14 protein-coding genes and 1 pseudogene are annotated in these 16,734 nt (G+C 55.5%); 10 read left to right on the top strand and 5 right to left on the bottom strand.

The genetic code is table 11. The features are described 5' to 3' along the window. The first annotated feature begins 3 nt into the window (after nt 1-3). Complete coding sequence (locus tag R3C20_07370) at nt 4-540, top strand: hypothetical protein (GenBank protein ID MEZ6040308.1); 537 nt, start codon at nt 4-6, stop codon at nt 538-540. Nucleotides 541-548: 8 nt separating this feature from the next. Here R3C20_07370 and R3C20_07365 read toward each other — a convergent pair whose 3' ends face one another. Then, nucleotides 549-836, bottom strand: a complete 288-nt coding sequence (locus R3C20_07365) for a hypothetical protein (protein MEZ6040307.1) — start codon at nt 834-836, stop codon at nt 549-551. A 652-nt stretch (nt 837-1,488) separates the two neighbouring features. Then, nucleotides 1,489-1,847 (bottom strand): annotated as a pseudogene (locus R3C20_07360) (four helix bundle protein). A 75-nt stretch (nt 1,848-1,922) separates the two neighbouring features. Between R3C20_07360 and R3C20_07355 the strand changes: the two are divergent. From R3C20_07355 to R3C20_07325, 7 genes are all read left to right on the top strand, one after another. Further along, on the top strand, nt 1,923-2,084 hold the full coding sequence (locus tag R3C20_07355) for a hypothetical protein (protein MEZ6040306.1): 162 nt from the start codon (nt 1,923-1,925) through the stop codon (nt 2,082-2,084). Next, complete coding sequence (locus R3C20_07350; protein MEZ6040305.1) at nt 2,071-2,499, top strand: hypothetical protein; 429 nt, start codon at nt 2,071-2,073, stop codon at nt 2,497-2,499. Before R3C20_07355 ends, R3C20_07350 begins: the two co-directional genes overlap by 14 nt. Nucleotides 2,500-2,718: 219 nt before the next feature. Beyond that, entirely contained in the window at nt 2,719-3,120 is a 402-nt protein-coding gene (locus R3C20_07345) for a TROVE domain-containing protein (GenBank protein ID MEZ6040304.1), read from the top strand. Then, nucleotides 3,053-3,574 carry a hypothetical protein gene (locus tag R3C20_07340; GenBank protein MEZ6040303.1) on the top strand — a complete coding sequence of 174 codons (522 nt, stop codon included), beginning with the start codon at nt 3,053-3,055 and terminating at the stop codon, nt 3,572-3,574. Before R3C20_07345 ends, R3C20_07340 begins: the two co-directional genes overlap by 68 nt. A gap of 404 nt (nt 3,575-3,978) precedes the next feature. Continuing rightward, complete coding sequence (locus R3C20_07335; GenBank protein ID MEZ6040302.1) at nt 3,979-4,260, top strand: hypothetical protein; 282 nt, start codon at nt 3,979-3,981, stop codon at nt 4,258-4,260. A 338-nt stretch (nt 4,261-4,598) separates the two neighbouring features. Next, the gene (locus R3C20_07330; GenBank protein MEZ6040301.1) at nt 4,599-5,003 is read left to right on the top strand and encodes a hypothetical protein; all 405 of its coding nucleotides are present in this window, start codon (nt 4,599-4,601) and stop codon (nt 5,001-5,003) included. Between the two features lie 227 nt (nt 5,004-5,230). Next, nucleotides 5,231-5,482 (top strand): hypothetical protein, encoded by a 252-nt coding sequence (locus tag R3C20_07325; protein MEZ6040300.1) that lies wholly within the window; start codon nt 5,231-5,233, stop codon nt 5,480-5,482. 724 nt (nt 5,483-6,206) lie between these two features. On the opposite strand, the gene R3C20_07320 is transcribed toward R3C20_07325, so the two are convergent. Both R3C20_07320 and R3C20_07315 read right to left on the bottom strand, forming a co-directional pair. Continuing rightward, nucleotides 6,207-7,790, bottom strand: coding sequence for a succinylglutamate desuccinylase/aspartoacylase family protein (locus R3C20_07320; protein ID MEZ6040299.1), 1,584 nt, complete (start codon nt 7,788-7,790; stop codon nt 6,207-6,209). A gap of 127 nt (nt 7,791-7,917) precedes the next feature. Continuing rightward, nucleotides 7,918-9,090: a DegT/DnrJ/EryC1/StrS family aminotransferase gene (locus R3C20_07315; GenBank protein ID MEZ6040298.1), complete on the bottom strand. Its 1,173-nt coding sequence runs from the start codon at nt 9,088-9,090 to the stop codon at nt 7,918-7,920. A 507-nt stretch (nt 9,091-9,597) separates the two neighbouring features. On the opposite strand from R3C20_07315, the gene R3C20_07310 reads away from it, so the two are divergent. Continuing rightward, nucleotides 9,598-11,349 (top strand): hypothetical protein, encoded by a 1,752-nt coding sequence (locus R3C20_07310; GenBank protein ID MEZ6040297.1) that lies wholly within the window; start codon nt 9,598-9,600, stop codon nt 11,347-11,349. Nucleotides 11,350-11,743: 394 nt separating this feature from the next. On the opposite strand, the gene R3C20_07305 is transcribed toward R3C20_07310, so the two are convergent. Then, a complete protein-coding gene (locus R3C20_07305; GenBank protein MEZ6040296.1) occupies nt 11,744-11,947 on the bottom strand; it encodes a hypothetical protein in 204 nt (67 codons plus the stop codon). 134 nt (nt 11,948-12,081) lie between these two features. Between R3C20_07305 and gltB the strand changes: the two genes are divergently transcribed. Continuing rightward, entirely contained in the window at nt 12,082-16,665 is a 4,584-nt protein-coding gene (gene gltB, locus R3C20_07300) for a glutamate synthase large subunit (protein ID MEZ6040295.1), read from the top strand. The last annotated feature ends 69 nt before the right edge of the window (nt 16,666-16,734 follow it).

Raw genomic sequence — 16,734 nt, 5'->3', positions numbered from 1 at the left:
CCGATGCGACGATTCCTGCGATCGAATATCGGGCGGCCCCAGAACAAGGTGCATCAGGAACTGTGCGAATTTGTTTCATTCGACAATGCCGTACAGGCGCATGTGCTGAGTCATGTGTACGACTACGTTCAGCGCCACGTGATCATTCATGATCGGCAGATCGTTGCTGTGCGTCCGTGGGGATATCGCGCAGGAATGCGTCCGGGCGAAATGTACGTCTGCCCGAACACAGGTCTGCTGAAGCAGGTCAGGAAGAATAAGAGCCGCTCTCCTGCTGCTCAATGCATTGTGGGACCGACGGTCAGATGCATGAAACGTGACGATTCCTGGTGGGAAGTTCGTCTGAGAATCCGCCCCGAGTCACCGAGCACCGAATGGGATGTCTGGCTGGAGAAGGATGTCGCCGACACGACTCCGGATGAATTCCGGGCCACCTACGGTGGAAAGTTTTTCGCGATCTCCAAACGAGGTATGAATCCAAAGGAAACGCGAGACGTGTACCGTCGACTGCGGATGCAGAGTCGGCGAAGCCGCCCCTAAACTTTCTGTCACTCGATCTCATCCGGCTCCGAGAGAACCTCGACCAGCAGTTGTTCGAGCCCAAGCCCGACAGCGATTGATTGGATCGCATCGGTCTCATCGTCCGTTGCCGTGCGCCATAGATACCGCAGGTCACGCCGTCCTTTGTGACTTCCCTTACTGATCCAAACCAGTTTGGCAGACGAGATGTCAATCCGCGATGCAACGGGATAACGGACGCCCTTGAACACCTCCAGCAACACGGACCGGTCCAGTTCTCCCGGAATGAGTTCGCGCGGATACAGATCCAGTTTCAAGGCTTCCTCTTTGTCAAACAGTTGGAACAGTCCCGCGTCTCTCACGGCCGACCGAACGTCGCTTTCAGAGTGCAGGAAGTCTGGACGTCTGAGTGACGAGAGATTCCTTCAAGGCTTCGTTGCGTTGCGACCGGATCGATGACAATGTCGATGTCCTGAGTCATCCGCGGATCGGCATACAGCGAACTCGTCACGCCGCCGGTTAAGTGGAATCTGATTCCATGCCGCTTCAGGATCTCGGCGGCGCTTGTCGATCGTATGCTGGAACGCCTCAATCGGAAACATTGGCCATTCCCTGTCGATCAGTCGGCGAGTGCGTGGATCACTGCCGTAAATTCGAAGTGCGACTTGCCATTTCCAGTTCCACGTCATTCAGCGGGCCCTTGCCTTCAATGATGCGTCCAGCAACTCTGCCGCCCCCACGCAGTCAGAGCAGCACATCGTTCCATGGCTTTGACATGGTGTAAGAGCACTCATCGCAGCCTGATAATGCTGTTCAACAATCGACGTCACGTCTCTCACCTGCTCCGGTGGATTCTTCTGGGCAACCTGGCGAACCAACCGGTACGCTTACTGTCATTATACACACTCGACTGACGGTTTGGAGTCCATGAAGAATTGAGAATGACGAAGTGAGAAGAGGGAAGGCAGGTCAGTGAGACGTGTTTTCTCGATCGCGTTTGATGATTGATGTCAGGATGGCAACCAGCTCGTTGCATTCTGTGATCAGAGATTCGATTCGCGTCTCCGGAACCAGTTCAGCTGCCAGAACGAGTCGCAGCCAGTAGAGCGTTTCCCGAGCCTCCTTGCAGGCAATGCTGTACTTGGAAATGAAATCTGCACGACTCTGACCTCCCTGCCCTCTTCGACGTTCGCTCCGATTGATGTGCCCGATCTCCGAAGCTGTCGCGACATCGTCCGCGCAACTCCGGGTGCTTCATCAAGGTGCTTACAAAGGTTCACAACTCGAAGTGCGAACGCGAACGTTCGTTCGGGTAAGTCTGTCTTCATCAGAGATTTCCTCCCGGACGCGCCCGTCCCGGTACTCCAGTTTCACTCTTCACTCTTTAACTTCACTCTTCTTCCATGGCAAATCGAACATTGTTTTCAAGTTTGAAGTCCATCCTGCCGCGGGCGACTGTTCGCAACGAAGCGGGCGGACCGGCCTATGCTCTGGAGCCGAAACATGCGCTGCCGCAGTTTGCGGCGACGGGATGTTTCAACGGAACGTTCTATGCGAAGCGCTGAGACTCAGCTTGCCACGCTGAAGACGCTCATCGATCAGGTGAACGACAACGTGTACCTGGCAAAGCTGGCAGTCTTTGCGCGGGAGCGAGCCTGCATGAAGGACATGTCGGCGGCCCTGGCGGCGACTCTGGCGGCTCGGGACACGGTTCTGTTCCATCAGGTTTTTGATCGAGTCATCGACAACGGTCGTGTTGCGGACGCTGTTCCAGATGATTCGTTCGGGCCAGTTCGGCAAGAAGTCTCTGTCGAGTTCTCTGCAGCGGGCATTCCAGCGGTGGTTGAACTCTGCTTCGCCGGAAAAGTTGCTGTCAGCGCCGATCGGTCACGATCCATCGCTCCGGGACATCCTGCGGATGGCTCGACCAACGCCAGCGGACAACGGCCGGCGTGCTCTGTTTGGCTGGCTGACGGATAAGGAGCAGCCGAAGTGGGCGCCGGCAACCGAAAGTGATCTTCCGGGAGCAGGTCCGGTTGCTGGTCGAGTTCCGTCATGCGGAAACCCCGAACAGCAGGTCGCGCTGCTGCAGGGAGACGTAGGTCGCCAGGCGTTGCGTGCCCGCTGGGATCTCCCGTCGATACGGCGGTCCACAGGTCTGGTCGGCGATTGCCTGTCGATGGGACCGCAGCGCTGCGGATGAACCTGAATACTCTGCAACGTCACGGCGTCTTTCAGGACGTGGAAATGGTGCGGTACGTGGCTGACCGGCTGGCGGATGAAAACGAAATTCGTCGTTCGCGACAGTTCCCGTACCAGTATTTCGCTGCGTACCTAAACGTGTCGGATGAGATCCCAAATACGATCAAGGCGAGCCTGCACAAGGCGGCCGAGATTGCCTGTGGAAACGTGCCGGAGTTGCCGGGACCGATCGTGATTGGTCTTGACGTTTCAGGTTCGATGCAGTCCGCGGTCACGGGAAACTGTGGTCGTGGAGCGACGTCGAAGATGCGGTGGGGACGTTGCCGCCCTTGTGGCGGCAGCGATTCTGCGTCGCAACCCGGACAGCGTCGTGATCCCGTTCGACACCCGTGCGTTTGATGTGAAGGTCGATCCGTCCGACTCTATCCTGAGTCTCTCGGAACGGCTGGCGAAGTACGGAGGCGGTGGAACAGACTGCTCGCTGCCGCTGCAGATGGCCAACGCGAAGTTCTCGACGCGGAAGTTCGCGGGGGCGGTCCCGGCCAGCGACAACGAAAGCTGGATCACCAAGGGCCGCCTGTACTACGGCGGACGAAACGGAGCGACCGGGGTTATGACGGAATGGCAGAAGTTCGTTGACAATCAGTCTCGGCTGCCACAGGCACCAGGCGGCAATGCCGCACCGAAGCTGATCTGCATCGACCTGCAGCCCTACCAGACAACGCAGGCTCCGGAACGAGGTGACATTCTGAACGTCGGCGGCTTCAGTGACGCCGTGTTCGAGGTGATCGCCGCGTTTCTGTCCAGTGACGCCGGCCGCTTCGTTACCGAGGTTGAAGCGACTGAGCTGTAAACAGTTCGGTCAGTGCCAATCGACACCCCGGTTCGAGCAATCGGATCAGGGGTGTTTTTTCGTTGACACTGAACCCAACTCATTTGCCTGACGAACCCGAAGCGTATGTACTTTGTCTTTCATGCGATGAGAATCACTTCATTCAATAACGAACCCATTTCAGAGATCCCATTCCTCAATGCAGGTCGGGGACAGGGATCATTTTACGTCGATCGACTGCCTGTTCATGTTGGCCAGCTGTCCGGCCTGCCGGATGATCTGATGCGATCATCGCCACGGCTGATCTGCAGGGTCGGGAACGATTTCAAGATGGAATCGGAGGACCGCCGCGACTCCTGGGTGAGGTCCTGCCGGAGCGACTTGCCGTTGAACTGCTTCCGGAACTGAGCATTATCCCGGAACGAGTGGGCGTCATCCTGGCCGGAGACTTCTACACCGTTCCGAATCTCGACAAACGTGGAGGGTCAGGCGATGTCACCTCCGTCTGGCAGGCATTTGCCAGGCAATTCAAATGGGTTGTCGGCGTCGCAGGCAATCATGACATATTTGGAAACTCTGAGGCACCAGCCCAACGGATTTCCGCCAATTCGCATTATCTCGACGGTCAGCGAGTTATGCTGAGCGGCCTGGTGCCGGGATTGGTGGCATGCTGGGAATCCACGAAAGCCGCATCGCAAACCCGATGAGGATTTCACATTGCATCTTGAACGGCTCACGGGTGCGGCGCGACATCATTGTGATGCACGACGGCCCTGATGATCCGGATCGCAGGCAACGCGGCTCGTCCATCATTCGTCAAACGTTAGGCGACTTCGGCCATCACTGCTGATTCGCGGTCACGCCCGACTGGGACACCCACTCGCAGAACTCAACAACGGGACACAGATTCTCAATGTAGACTGCCGCGTTGCTGTGCTGCGTCGATATCCAACAAGACTCGCCCGGACCGACAATATTGCGGTCATTGAATCAAGAACTGCGATCACGATAACATCCTGCCGGAACCAATCGTCGTGTTTCTCAGATGAATCGGAATGAAGAGTCCACTCTGGACAGCCGCAGATACGATCCTGATCCTCGGTCTCGTGAGATTGAACCGGGGATTGCGGATGGTGTGTACGTGTTCGTTCAGGACGAGAATGGAAGTATCTTCGTCTTGCCGGACGGTGCTACCTACATGTCCCAGGTGCTGGGCGGTGCACGCTCCCACAATGTATGCCGAGGATCTGACATTGAGCGAGGCAGGGTTCAGGACCTCTGCCTGTCAGGGACCTTTCAGTTTCTGACGCAGAAGGATTGCTGGCCGTTGCAAGTGCTGGAACTGAAGGGCTTTCGCATCATGCCGGGCGCCGTCAGGAAACTCTTTCTCATGTCGACTCCAGCTGGCCAGTGGTGTTACGATAGTGTCGGGAGGTGCAGAATAGTGTGATTCTGGAGGATAATCCGGATCGACGAGCAGCGATGTCTGATGTTCTCGCGGACCTTTTCCGCATGGGCTGTAGTCGAGTATTTCGCAGTGGCACGGAGGATGATTGAACACCTGGAATCGACCGGGCTTTATGACGTCGCGTTGATTTCCCTGGACAACGATCTGGACATGGTAACGTCGGATGATGGCCGCCTTGTTGATCCAGGTGACGGGATAGAGGTCGCAAAATGGCTGATTACGGGCCTCCTGTCGTCCCGGTCCTTGTTCATACGACGAACACAATGGCTGGCGACCAGATTGACGAACTGCTGGGATCAAACGGCTGGTCACATTCTCGAGTGATACCCTATGACGGAAAGCTGGATTCGGAGGTCTGGAGATCGACCGTGCGTACACTCTTTGTCACTCATGCACCTGATGCAACGGTCATCATCGGTGTGACGATACTCAGCATGGGTTGCAGTTCGGATTGCCACTGAAGTGATGCTTGAAGACATTCTCCGAGTCCGGCGCCCTCCATTCACGGGGAGACGAAGCGGTCAGAGATTTCAGCTTTGAGTTGGCTACCTCAAACGGTAGCGACGTCTTGGCGTCCATTGTGAGCGTGGGAAAGCCGTTGCTGGCGGATATTGGGTTTGGCGCGACGAAGAAGTTGTAGACTTGAGTATCAGTTGTCTTGGAATCGGCCCTGTCGCATCGGACAACGATTCAGTGGAACCAATGTTTCCGCCCCAGCTCCTCGTGGAAATGGAATCCAGGAGATCCAGTTCGAGATTGTTCAGCCCAAACCCGGACATCAGGCTGTGGCTGGAAATCGACAATCGCTGGACCTCATCAGCCGAGGGGATTCAGGCAAAAGTCGCGTGAAATCTCTGCTGGAGCTTACTCTTGTGATTGCAATCAGGGGAACCTCAGAATGACATTGACGTCAATCGGCGATCGGAGCTATTGTCCGATTGAATTTCAAGAACTCAGGGATGAGAAGTCAGCATGAACGCTAAACCTGTCGTTCGGTCTTCACCGCGCCCGGATGTCGCCGCCATGAAACGATTCGGAATCTGGTGGCAGAACTACAAGCAACCTGCGCCGAAGCAGGCAACCAGGTGCACGTCCCAACCGAAAGCCGCCTGATGCATGTCTGAATCAGAAGGTCTCGCCTGACTACTTCCTTCCGGCAGGTCGCGTTCGCCTTCATCTACTGGCTCAATCCGAAAGTGAATCCAGCGCGTGGACGATTAGGTCGGTCGCTCCCTTTGTTTGTTCCGGATGAGGGCTGATGCAAAGCACTTCTCCTTTTCCAAAAGTGCCAAGGACGATGGCTGGAGTTCCCTTCATCAGTCCGACGGGAGTTTCATTCCGAGCAACCTCTTCGTTGAATACCGCGAGAACTTGAAAGTCTTCAATCCCGGGCTGTTCGTGGGGTTCGATGACGGGGCCGTTGGCGTAAAGTACGGGAAGCTCTTTGCTTGATGTGCCGAAAAACTGTTGTCCGTGGTCATTGAATCCTACCGGTAGCGTACTTCTGCCTCGACGCCAGAGGTTCGATCGAGTCTTCGCGTCCAGGATGCCAAGCCCCCACGAAAATCCGCTGCACGCAAGGTACGAACCTGCACAGATGCCGACATAGTCGCCGCCATCGTTCACAAACTTTTTCACTTCGGCCCGTCCGGCTTCGCCCAGCGAGCGCGATTGGGCGCTGCCTGATCCTCCACTGCAGCAGAACAGATCAAACTGCTGCAGCGAACCCGCACGAACATCGGCACCACACAGCCGATCAATTGTGACATCGTTCCGATCCCCCCAAAGACTCTGAAGTGAAGGGATCCCGTTTCCAGCAACGCCGACATCGTCAAATAAAGCAATATTCAACCTGGGCCGATCGACGTCGAAAACAAACTGATTGGCAAGCTCAGGAGAACTGATCATGTCAAGCCGATAAAGCAGTGTCGCAACCATCCGACGATGCTGACGCGATCGCAATGCGAGCGACTGACCTTTGACGGTCGTTTCAAGAATGAGTGTTGAACATGACTTCGATTGCTCCGAAGCGGCCCTGGCAAGACTTCCCCGAACCGCCGGACCTCGCAGCATGAATTTGCGGTCAGCAAGAGCAATTTCCTGATCGACACAGGAAATCAGGAGTTCCGCCATCGCCTCCGCGGCGGGCGTTGTGGAAGCAATCACGGAACTGCCCACGCTGTTTTTATTCAGCCTTCCGAAATCAATTCCTTCGTGCAGGTCGACCACCCAGTCTGGCTGATATCGATCGATGAGTGTCCATAGATGAGCGGCAAGCTCACCCTTTGGGGCGACCACGCCCTCTTCGTGATGGAAGTTGCGATTCAGATCACGAACTGCCTTTTCCACATCCGGTATGTAACGCGTTCCGGCCGTCAATGCAGGTACGTTCGCGCGAGGGACACAGATCAGCTTGCCGCAATGAATCGGCCATTTGGCAATCTGTTCTGCCGCGGCGGCTCCAGCGGGTTCGTTGCCATGAATACCGCCGGTCAATAGGACCACTGGTCCGGATACGCCGGAGTCGCGAACGATGACTCGTGTTTCATAAACCGTTTCTTCAGCCAGCGTCCACTCAGAAAGAGAAAGAGAGGGTCGCGAATCTTCATTTTCGACAGCAATATTCTGGACGGCAGGAATCGAACGCTGAGAAATACCGAGCACTGCCAGCACCATCAGCACACGAAACCAGTGCGTGCCACGCGGGCGATGACTCATGCCAGACAGACCATGATTGCCGGGACAACAAGCGAGTTGAGCATAACGCATTCGACAGCTCCTGCAGTGGACCATTCTCACCAGACTCGGTAAGCATAGTCACATACAGTGCCATCGCCAAACAACGACGAAGACCCAGCCGCGATGTGCGTCGGAACCGAAAGCAGAAGGTTAGCCGTTAAGCAGCCATCCGTCGGTAGTAGAACTCAGAGCGTATTTCCAGCACGGCATCGATTACGTCGCTGACGTCTTCATCCGTCATGGATGGGGAGAGCGGAAGGCTCAGCATTCGGCGGAATGCATCTTCAGCAACTGGGAAATCGCCCTTCTTCAATCCATACTTGCTGCTGTAAAACGAGTGGAAATGAATGGGAATGAAGTGGACCGAAGTTCCAATGTTTCGCGCGGTCATTTCGTCGATGAACTGATCACGCGTGATGGACAATTCTGACTCGTTCAGTCGCAGCACATACAGATGCCATGCATTCTGCACATGTAGTCGCGTGATTGGAGTCTGAAAAGCGGCGAGTGGGGCAAATGCGGCGTTATATTGAGAAACAATCTCGGCGCGACGCGATTGCATTTTTTCGAACCGGCGAAGCTGCTGCAGTCCAAGCGCTGCCTGAATGTCAGTCATGTTGTACTTATAACCGGGTTCAACAATGTCATAGGCCCACTTCCCGCCAGCGGCATAGCGGCTCCATGCTTCCCGGCTCATCCCATGTAAACTCAGGATTCTCGCCCGGTCCAGCAGATCCGTCGGCCCCGTCAGCATGCCGCCCTCCCCGGTGGTCAGGTTCTTGGTCGCATAGAAGCTAAAAGCGGTCAGGTTGTTTCCGGAGCCGATTGGCTGGCCTCGGAAAGCAGCTCCGATGCCATGAGCAGCGTCTTCGATCAGATGCAGTTGGTGGCGCTGACAAATATCTCGCAGTGCATCCAGCTCGACAGGATGCCCGGCGTAGTGGACGGCAATGACAGCTTTTGTACGGGAAGTGATAGCTCGCTCAACGTTGGCCGGGTCGATGTTCAGCGTGTCCGGTTCGACATCTGCAAGTACCGGAGTCGCCCCAACATGCTCAATCACATTTACTGATGCGGCAAATGTTAATGGAGTCGTTATGACCTCGTCCCCGGGGCCGATGTTCAATGCCTTCAAGGCAATGTGAAGTCCCGCAGTGCACGAATTTAACGCCAGCGCTCCGTGCGATCGTGTTGCCTCAGAGAATTCCGATTCAAATTGCCTTGTTTTCGGGCCGGAAGTTAACCACCCTGATCGCAGAGTGTCTACGACTTCATCAATTTCTTCCTGACCAACCAACGGAAGTGAAAACGAAAGGAAATTCTTGCGCACACCGACCTCCACAGAGGCTCCGCCTCTGAAATCGAGAATTACCGATCCCCACCAGATGCCAGCGCTCCTGCCAGCATTCTTCCCCAGCCAACGGCAGCCGTTGACGATGACGAACGCCGATACTAACCCGAAATCAAAACTTGAGGCTATACCAGTTTTTTTCGACGCCAACCGCGAAATCCGCTGCGACTGCAGTCACTGAGTCAACATTGGCAGCGCACTTACTGCTGACCCCGCAAAATTCGCCGATTCTCCACGTTGCGGAATCGTCACAGCAATCGAGATGGCAAGGAGATGTCAGATCTCCGGCGGTTTGATGGTTGCCTTCCGGTGCTGAAATGAAACGATAGACGGTCAGAGGCCTGCGCGGTTCAGGGATGAGCCGTCAGCGGTGTAGTCAGGAGCTTTACTGAAGTACGGTGCAGTCACATGAGTCTGCCTAACCAACGATGGATAGTTTAGTACCGTCCGCTTCAGTGGCTTTCGAATCAGACGCGACGCTAACCCATGAACTCATCCCACCTCAGTACCTTCTTGATCCGTGTCCTCTCGATCCGTATCCTGGTGACTGCCTTCCTGCTGATTCTCTTCGGAAATTCAGCCTCAATCGCAGATGAACCCAGTGGAGCTTCAGGTGCGGAAAGTGTTCGCCGGCAGACCGCTGTGACGCTGAACTATTGTCGAGCGGCATTGCACCGAATTCGCCGAGCTCCCGGCAAAGATGTTGTTGTGGAAGAACAACAGCGTATCCTGAACAATCTGGACCTGAATCAGATTGACGATCCTGAGGTAATTAGTCTGTACCGCGCGATTCTGGATGAAATCGGACAACTTTCGATCAGCGAGCGTGAACGAACCGTCATTGACGAACAGTTTCGGCGCGGCATGCAGCGCAAGATGGGGACCGAAATCTTTGTCATCGGAGCCCAGGTGGCAACGGGACAGCTGGGTTCCGTCATTCAATCCGGCGCCAACAGCTGGTGGGATTATCGCAGCACGCAAATCAAGCGAGATTCGGACCTCTGGAACGTCGAGAAATCTCAGTTCTCTGGTCTGATGAACCGCTCCAGCACGTTTCTGGACAGTTTCTGGCGTCTCAGCCGAAAAAATGACATCCCGGACCGTTGGCTTTTGCGAGATCAGGACCTCGATCAGCTGTCGGACGTTCTGTCTGAGCCCGATGGAGAACGCCGACTGCGAATGCTTGGGCGGCTGGAAAAATTCATGGAGTGCTATCCGCCATACTGGTACTACGTCGCGCGAACGCAACAACAGCTGGGACAACTGGATGAAGCACGGCGTACCTATCTGCGACTGGCCGAAATCGGGGACGGGCACTTCCGTCAGGATGACATGATGGCCAGCAGCATGGCTAACCTCTCGCTGATACTGGAACAGAACGGTGACCAGAACGCCGTCGCAATGGCTCAGAAAGCCTACGATTATTCGAACCGAAACTGGGAAGCAAACCTGGTCTGTGCCTGGGTGCTCGGAAGGCATCAGAAGTACCGCGATGCCGAGGACCTGATCCTTTGCAACATGGACTACAAACTGGAAAACGACCAGAGCACCATCGCCCTCGTGTCCCTGTATTATCATTCCGACGACAAAGCCCGACTCGCAGAACTACTGGAAAACGAATCCATCGTTGCTCGGGTGCCAATTCCAGGTCTTCTTTTGTGCGCCAAATCGCTTGGGCCGGATCAGTTGCCACGTTCGGCCCAGCACTACCTGTCTTCGACCCTGGTCGCAACCCGGCGTTTCACGGGTGGCAGAAATGCGATTTCCCTGGCCGCGGTTTCCGGATGGAAACTGGCAGACGCAGAAGCCACTTTTTCGGACGGCGAATCAGTGTTTCATACGGCTGGCTATCGACCGACACCACGGGGCCTTGAAATGAACTTCGTGCCGCGAGCCGAAGAGCGTCCTTCGCGCGAAGTGGGCGAAAATTCCAGCTCACAAATTCGATTAACGCTCAACTATCAGGGAACGCCAGCCATCCATGTGATTATGTCTCGCCCGAATTCTCAGGAAAATGGAGATTCCAGCAGCAATCGGCGACAGGGGATCTTCAATAATCCGCTCTCCTCGGTCGCGCGCCTCACATCGGCACAGCCGTATTACATTCAGGAGATCGAAGTCGATGGACTGCGTCTGTCATTCAGTGACGGTCCGGAGGCTATCCCGGCTGCCGAGGCGTCTCGCAACCGCCGAGCCGAAATCCTGAATGACCTGGAAGATGTTTCCATCCTCCGTTAGGTCCCGGTAGGTGACCGCCCGAAGCGTTTCAGAACAGCGATCTGACAGCTGCCTGACGGCTTCCCCTTGCGATGCAGAGTCGGATTTCTCGCGTTTGGAATGCCTTAAGGCTCGTGAAACGCACGATATTTGCGATTTTTCGGTAAGCCACAGATCTGTTTTCTGGACAAATGCTCAGTGTGGACACAGAACTGATCCGGTGAAACTTGTTTTCCGCTAGCGCACGTGTGAGAATCCCGCTGAAAACGGAAATCGATGGTAAAGCCTTCCGGCGAAGTTGGCGAGTTTCACCGGGACGCGATACGAGGCGTTCTCCCGATGTGGGAGGCGTGATTCGCCGGTACGCTTGATTCAGAAATCCAGTATTGTCTACCACGCAAATGCCGAATCTCAATCACTTGTTCGCAACCGATCCCGCTGGGGTACAAACCGCTGATGCCGTCAGGCGTTCGGTTTTGTGCGACTGCGCGATGGCGGATCGGGTGGTTGAACACTGCATGTTCGCAACTGTCGCCTCCGCGGCGGTGAAACGCTGGGCCGCCATCGCGGCCGCGAAAGCCAGATAGCCACCTTCGCTGACCTCAGTTTCGTGTGTCATGCGGTCCGGGTGGCAGAATCGATGCGCACGCCGCGCCGACCGGTCACAAGTCGGCAGAACCCAGGTTGAACGGGTATTCCGGGCTGTCAATCAGTCCGGATATCCAGACGAGTTGAATTTGAAAGGCCGACGACATGGAAGAGACCCGCAGCACTCAGTATCCGATGACATCCCGACCACCCTTCGGAGCTCCCGAAGCGACGGGCTTGTACGATCCTGCGAATGAGCATGAGAATTGCGGTGTCGGCTTTGTCGCTCATATCAAGGGGCTCAGGACCCATCAAATTATCGATGATGCCGACCGCATCCTGCGGCATATGGACCATCGCGGCGCGTGTGGGTGCGAAGAGAACACCGGCGATGGTGCCGGAATGCTGACGGCGCTGCCGCACAAGTTCATGACGCGGGTTGCCCGGGAAGAAATGGGCATCTCGCTTCCGGAGCCCGGACAGTATGCGGCGGGCATCGTTTTTCTTCCGCAGGACCCGGAGCAGCGTGCGACCTGCAAGAAAACTGTTGAAAAGTTTATTGCCGATCAGGGCCAAAAGTTGCTGGGCTGGCGATCACTGCCCGTCGACTTTGAAGGTGCTGACATCGGCAAGACCGCCCGCGACTTTGCTCCCGCAATGGAAATGCTGTTTGTCGGGGCTTCGGCCGGTCTGGACGCTGAAGCGTTCGAACGGCAGCTCTTCATCATTCGAAAACTGGCAAGCCACAAACTCCGCAACAGTGACATGTCACAGGCGCTTGCGTTTTACGTTTGCAGCCTTTCGACAAAGCTGATCATTTACAAGGGGATGCTGACTTCGTTTCAGGTACTCAGGTTCTTCAAGGACCTGCAGGCTGAAGACTACGAATCTCACCTTGCCATGGTCCACTCCCGATTTGCAACCAATACGTTCCCAAGCTGGGACCGCGCTCAGCCGTTGCGATTCATGAGTCACAATGGCGAAATCAATACGGTGAAAGGCAACTCCAACTGGATGTTTGCCCGCCAGGGAATCATGAAGAGCGAATTGTTCGGGGACGACCTCGAGAAACTGTTCCCGATTGTGGAACCTCACACGTCCGACAGCGGCTGTTTTGATAATGCTCTGGAGATGCTGTATCACTCAGGTCGAACGCTGCAGGAAGTCGTCATGATGATGGTGCCGGAAGCATGGCAAAACCATCAGACGATGCCGGAGCACAAACGGGCATTCTACGAGTACTACTCAGCATTGCAGGAACCCTGGGACGGCCCGGCTTCGATTTCGTTTACCGATGGTCACTACATCGGTGCCACGCTGGACCGAAATGGACTGCGTCCCAGCCGTTATTATGTGACCAAAGACGACCGTGTCGTGATGGCCAGCGAAGTTGGTGTGCTGGATATCGAACCCGAAAACGTCGCTTACAAGGGGCGATTGCAGCCCGGTCGCATGTTTCTGGTAGACTTCGAGCAGGGGCGAATTATCGATGACGCCGAGCTGAAGGCTGACGTTGCATCACGACGCCCCTACAAGCAATGGCTGGAAGAACAGCGGATCATGCTCAGCGAGCTTCCGAAAGTTCAGCCACCGGAACGGATTGTAGATCAGGAACTGCTGAACAAGATGCAGGCGTTTGGATATACATCCGAAACGATGCAGTTCATGCTGCTGCCATTGCTGAAGGCAGACAAGGACCCGATCGGTTCGATGGGCAATGATGCTGCACTGGCATGCCTGAGCGAACAGCCTCGCATGCTTTATGATTACTTCCATCAGATGTTTGCTCAGGTGACGAACCCAGCGATCGACTCCATCCGTGAAAACGTGATTATGTCGCTGGAGTGTTACATCGGGCCGGAAGGAAACCTCCTGGACACCAAGGCTGAGCACTGTCACCGCCTTGCTGTTCCTCACCCGATTCTGACGAATCATCAGATGGCAAATCTGAAGGGGATCAACTATCGCGGATGGCGCAGCAGAACGATCGACATCACATACCCTCGAGCCGAAGGGACCGAAGGGCTGAAGCCGGCACTGGAGCGAATCTGCCGCGAAGCTCGCGAAGCCATTCGCGATGGCTACAGCCTGATCGTTCTTTCTGACCGGGCGATCAGCGCGGAACGCGTCCCCGTGAGCGCACTGATGGCGACGGGTGCTGTTCATCATCACCTTGTGCGCCATGAAGAACGCACACAGATCGGATTGATTGTCGAAACCGGTGAGGCGCGTGAAGTCCACCACTTCTGTCTTCTGATGGGCTATGGGGCTGATGCCGTAAGCCCTTACCTGGCCTTGTACGCGCTGCGACAGGCTCGCGTTGATGGCAAATTGTCCGAAGACTGGGACGACGATCGCATCATCGCTTCGTACCGCTCCGGTGTCGCAAACGGCATGTTGAAGGTCATGGCCAAGATGGGCATTTCGACGCTTCAAAGCTACAAAGGTGCTCAGATCTTCGAAGCACTTGGTCTCGCCAAAGAGGTCATTGACCTTTGCTTTGCCGGAACTCAGAGCCGGATCAAAGGTGTGGGATTTGACGTACTGGCGCAGGAATCCCTGATGCGACATCATCTTGGATTCCCGGAGAATCCTGACAGCATATCGCATGAGCTGCCGAACCCCGGGCTTTACCACTGGCGACGGAATGGAGAGAAGCATGCATGGAATCCACACACGATCGGACGGATTCAGCAAGCGGCTCGAACCGGGGATAAGAATGCCTATCGCGATTTCGCAGAGCTGGTCAACAAAGAAACTGTGCGTGCATGCAATCTGCGAGGTTTGCTGAAGTTTCGCACGGGGAAACCTGTACCTCTAAGTGAAGTCGAACCGGTTCAGGAAATCGTAAAACGCTTCTGCACGGGAGCGATGAGTTACGGTTCGATCTCGGCAGAGTCTCACGAATCACTGGCGATTGCGATGAACCGTCTGGGCGGCAAAAGCAATACTGGTGAAGGCGGAGAACAGTACGACCGATTCACACCGGATCCGAATGGCGATCTGCGTCGATCGGCGATCAAGCAGGTCGCGTCCGGACGATTTGGCGTGACCTCGTGGTACCTGACCAATGCCGACGAGCTGCAGATCAAGATTTCGCAGGGGGCAAAGCCCGGAGAAGGCGGCGAACTCCCTGGTCATAAGGTCGACAAGATCATTGCTGCGACTCGCCTTTCGACACCGGGTGTGGGCTTGATCAGCCCGCCACCTCACCACGACATCTACTCAATTGAAGACCTTTCACAGCTGATATTCGATTTGAAAAATTCGAATCGGGCCGCCCGAATCAGCGTCAAGCTGGTCTCTGAGGTTGGCGTGGGAACAGTTGCGACCGGCGTGTCAAAAGGCCATGCCGACAACATCCTGATTTCAGGGTTCGAAGGTGGTACCGGTGCTTCCCCGCTGACCAGCATCAAGCATGCCGGGCTGCCGTGGGAGCTGGGGATCGCAGAGACCCACCAGACTCTTGTGATGAATGACCTGCGAAGTCGGGTTCGACTGCAAACGGATGGTCAGCTGAAGACCGGTCGCGATGTTGTTATCGCAACACTGCTGGGAGCAGAAGAATATGGATTTGCAACTGCCCCCCTGATCACTCTTGGCTGCATCATGATGCGGAAGTGCCATCTGAATACCTGTCCGGTTGGCATAGCCACACAGGACAAGGAACTTCGCAGGAAATTTCAGGGCAAGCCGGAACACGTCGTCAACTACCTGTTCATGGTCGCCGAAGAAACGCGGGAGATCATGGCCGAACTGGGATTTCGGACCATCAACGAAATGGTGGGACGTGTTGATATGCTGGAACTGGACGAGAATGTGGCCCACTGGAAGGCAAAACACCTCGATCTGTCGCCCATTCTGACGCCGGCAAAGAAGCCTCACGAAAACGTGGGCACCTACTGCACCGTCGACCAGAATCATGCGCTCGACAATGTCCGTGACATGGAACTTCTGGAGAAATGTCAGCCCGCAATCCGTGAACGAAAGCACGTTCGGATTGATACGACCATTCAGAATATTGATCGGGCGTTCGGCACCATACTGAGCAACGAAGTGAGCAAGGCCCACGGTGCCAAAGGTCTGCCGACAGACACGATCCACATTAAAGCCCTGGGCTCGGCAGGGCAGAGTCTCGGAGCGTGGCTGGCCCACGGCATAACGATCGAGATTGAGGGAGATGCAAATGACTACACCGGCAAGGGACTTTCTGGTGGGCGGATCATTGTGTACCCACCGAAAACGTCTGATTTTGTCGCTGAGAAAAACATCCTGATCGGAAACGTCGCGCTCTATGGCGCGACGTCGGGTGAGGCCTACTTCCGAGGAGTGGCGGCCGAACGATTCTGCGTTCGAAATTCCGGAGCATCGGCTGTTATCGAGGGTGTCGGGGACCATGGTTGCGAATACATGACGGGCGGCAGAGCCGTCATTCTCGGCCAGACAGGTCGCAATTTTGCTGCTGGCATGTCCGGTGGCATTGCCTACGTCTTCGACCCTGAGGGCAAGCTGCTCGTGAATTGCAATCTGGAAATGGTTGAACTGGAGGACGTCGTTGAAGAGCAGGATGTGTCTGAACTGAAGACGATGATCGAAAGCCATCTGAAATACACAGGCTCCACTGTGGCAAAATCAATCCTGAACGACTGGGTCAACAGCCTGCGTCAATTCAGGAAAGTCATGCCTGTGGACTACAAACGAGCACTTCGAGAGCTTGCCGAAGAACAAGCCGCTGTTGCTTCTCGCTGACGCCTGCAGAAGGATCCGCCCATCAATGCTGGCGGTCCTTCTGGTTCAGTTACTCACGCACAACGTTCT

It is taken from the genome of Planctomycetaceae bacterium, assembly GCA_041398825.1.
Taxonomy (GTDB): domain Bacteria; phylum Planctomycetota; class Planctomycetia; order Planctomycetales; family Planctomycetaceae; genus F1-80-MAGs062.
Note: the sequence above shows the minus strand (reverse complement) of the source record. Positions and strands in the feature narration are given on the sequence as shown.

Bases quoted from the DNA above. Each gene is read 5' to 3' on its own strand.
- R3C20_07370 (MEZ6040308.1), top strand. From the start codon at position 4: ATGCGACGATTCCTGCGATCGAATATCGGGCGGCCCCAGAACAAGGTG.
- R3C20_07355 (MEZ6040306.1), top strand. From the start codon at position 1,923: ATGGCAAATCGAACATTGTTTTCAAGTTTGAAGTCCATCCTGCCGCGG.
- R3C20_07350 (MEZ6040305.1), top strand. From the start codon at position 2,071: ATGCGAAGCGCTGAGACTCAGCTTGCCACGCTGAAGACGCTCATCGAT.
- R3C20_07345 (MEZ6040304.1), top strand. From the start codon at position 2,719: ATGAACCTGAATACTCTGCAACGTCACGGCGTCTTTCAGGACGTGGAA.
- R3C20_07330 (MEZ6040301.1), top strand. From the start codon at position 4,599: ATGAATCGGAATGAAGAGTCCACTCTGGACAGCCGCAGATACGATCCT.
- R3C20_07325 (MEZ6040300.1), top strand. From the start codon at position 5,231: ATGGCTGATTACGGGCCTCCTGTCGTCCCGGTCCTTGTTCATACGACG.
- R3C20_07320 (MEZ6040299.1), bottom strand. From the start codon at position 7,790: ATGCGTTATGCTCAACTCGCTTGTTGTCCCGGCAATCATGGTCTGTCT.
- R3C20_07310 (MEZ6040297.1), top strand. From the start codon at position 9,598: ATGAACTCATCCCACCTCAGTACCTTCTTGATCCGTGTCCTCTCGATC.
- R3C20_07305 (MEZ6040296.1), bottom strand. From the start codon at position 11,947: ATGACACACGAAACTGAGGTCAGCGAAGGTGGCTATCTGGCTTTCGCG.
- gltB (MEZ6040295.1), top strand. From the start codon at position 12,082: ATGGAAGAGACCCGCAGCACTCAGTATCCGATGACATCCCGACCACCC.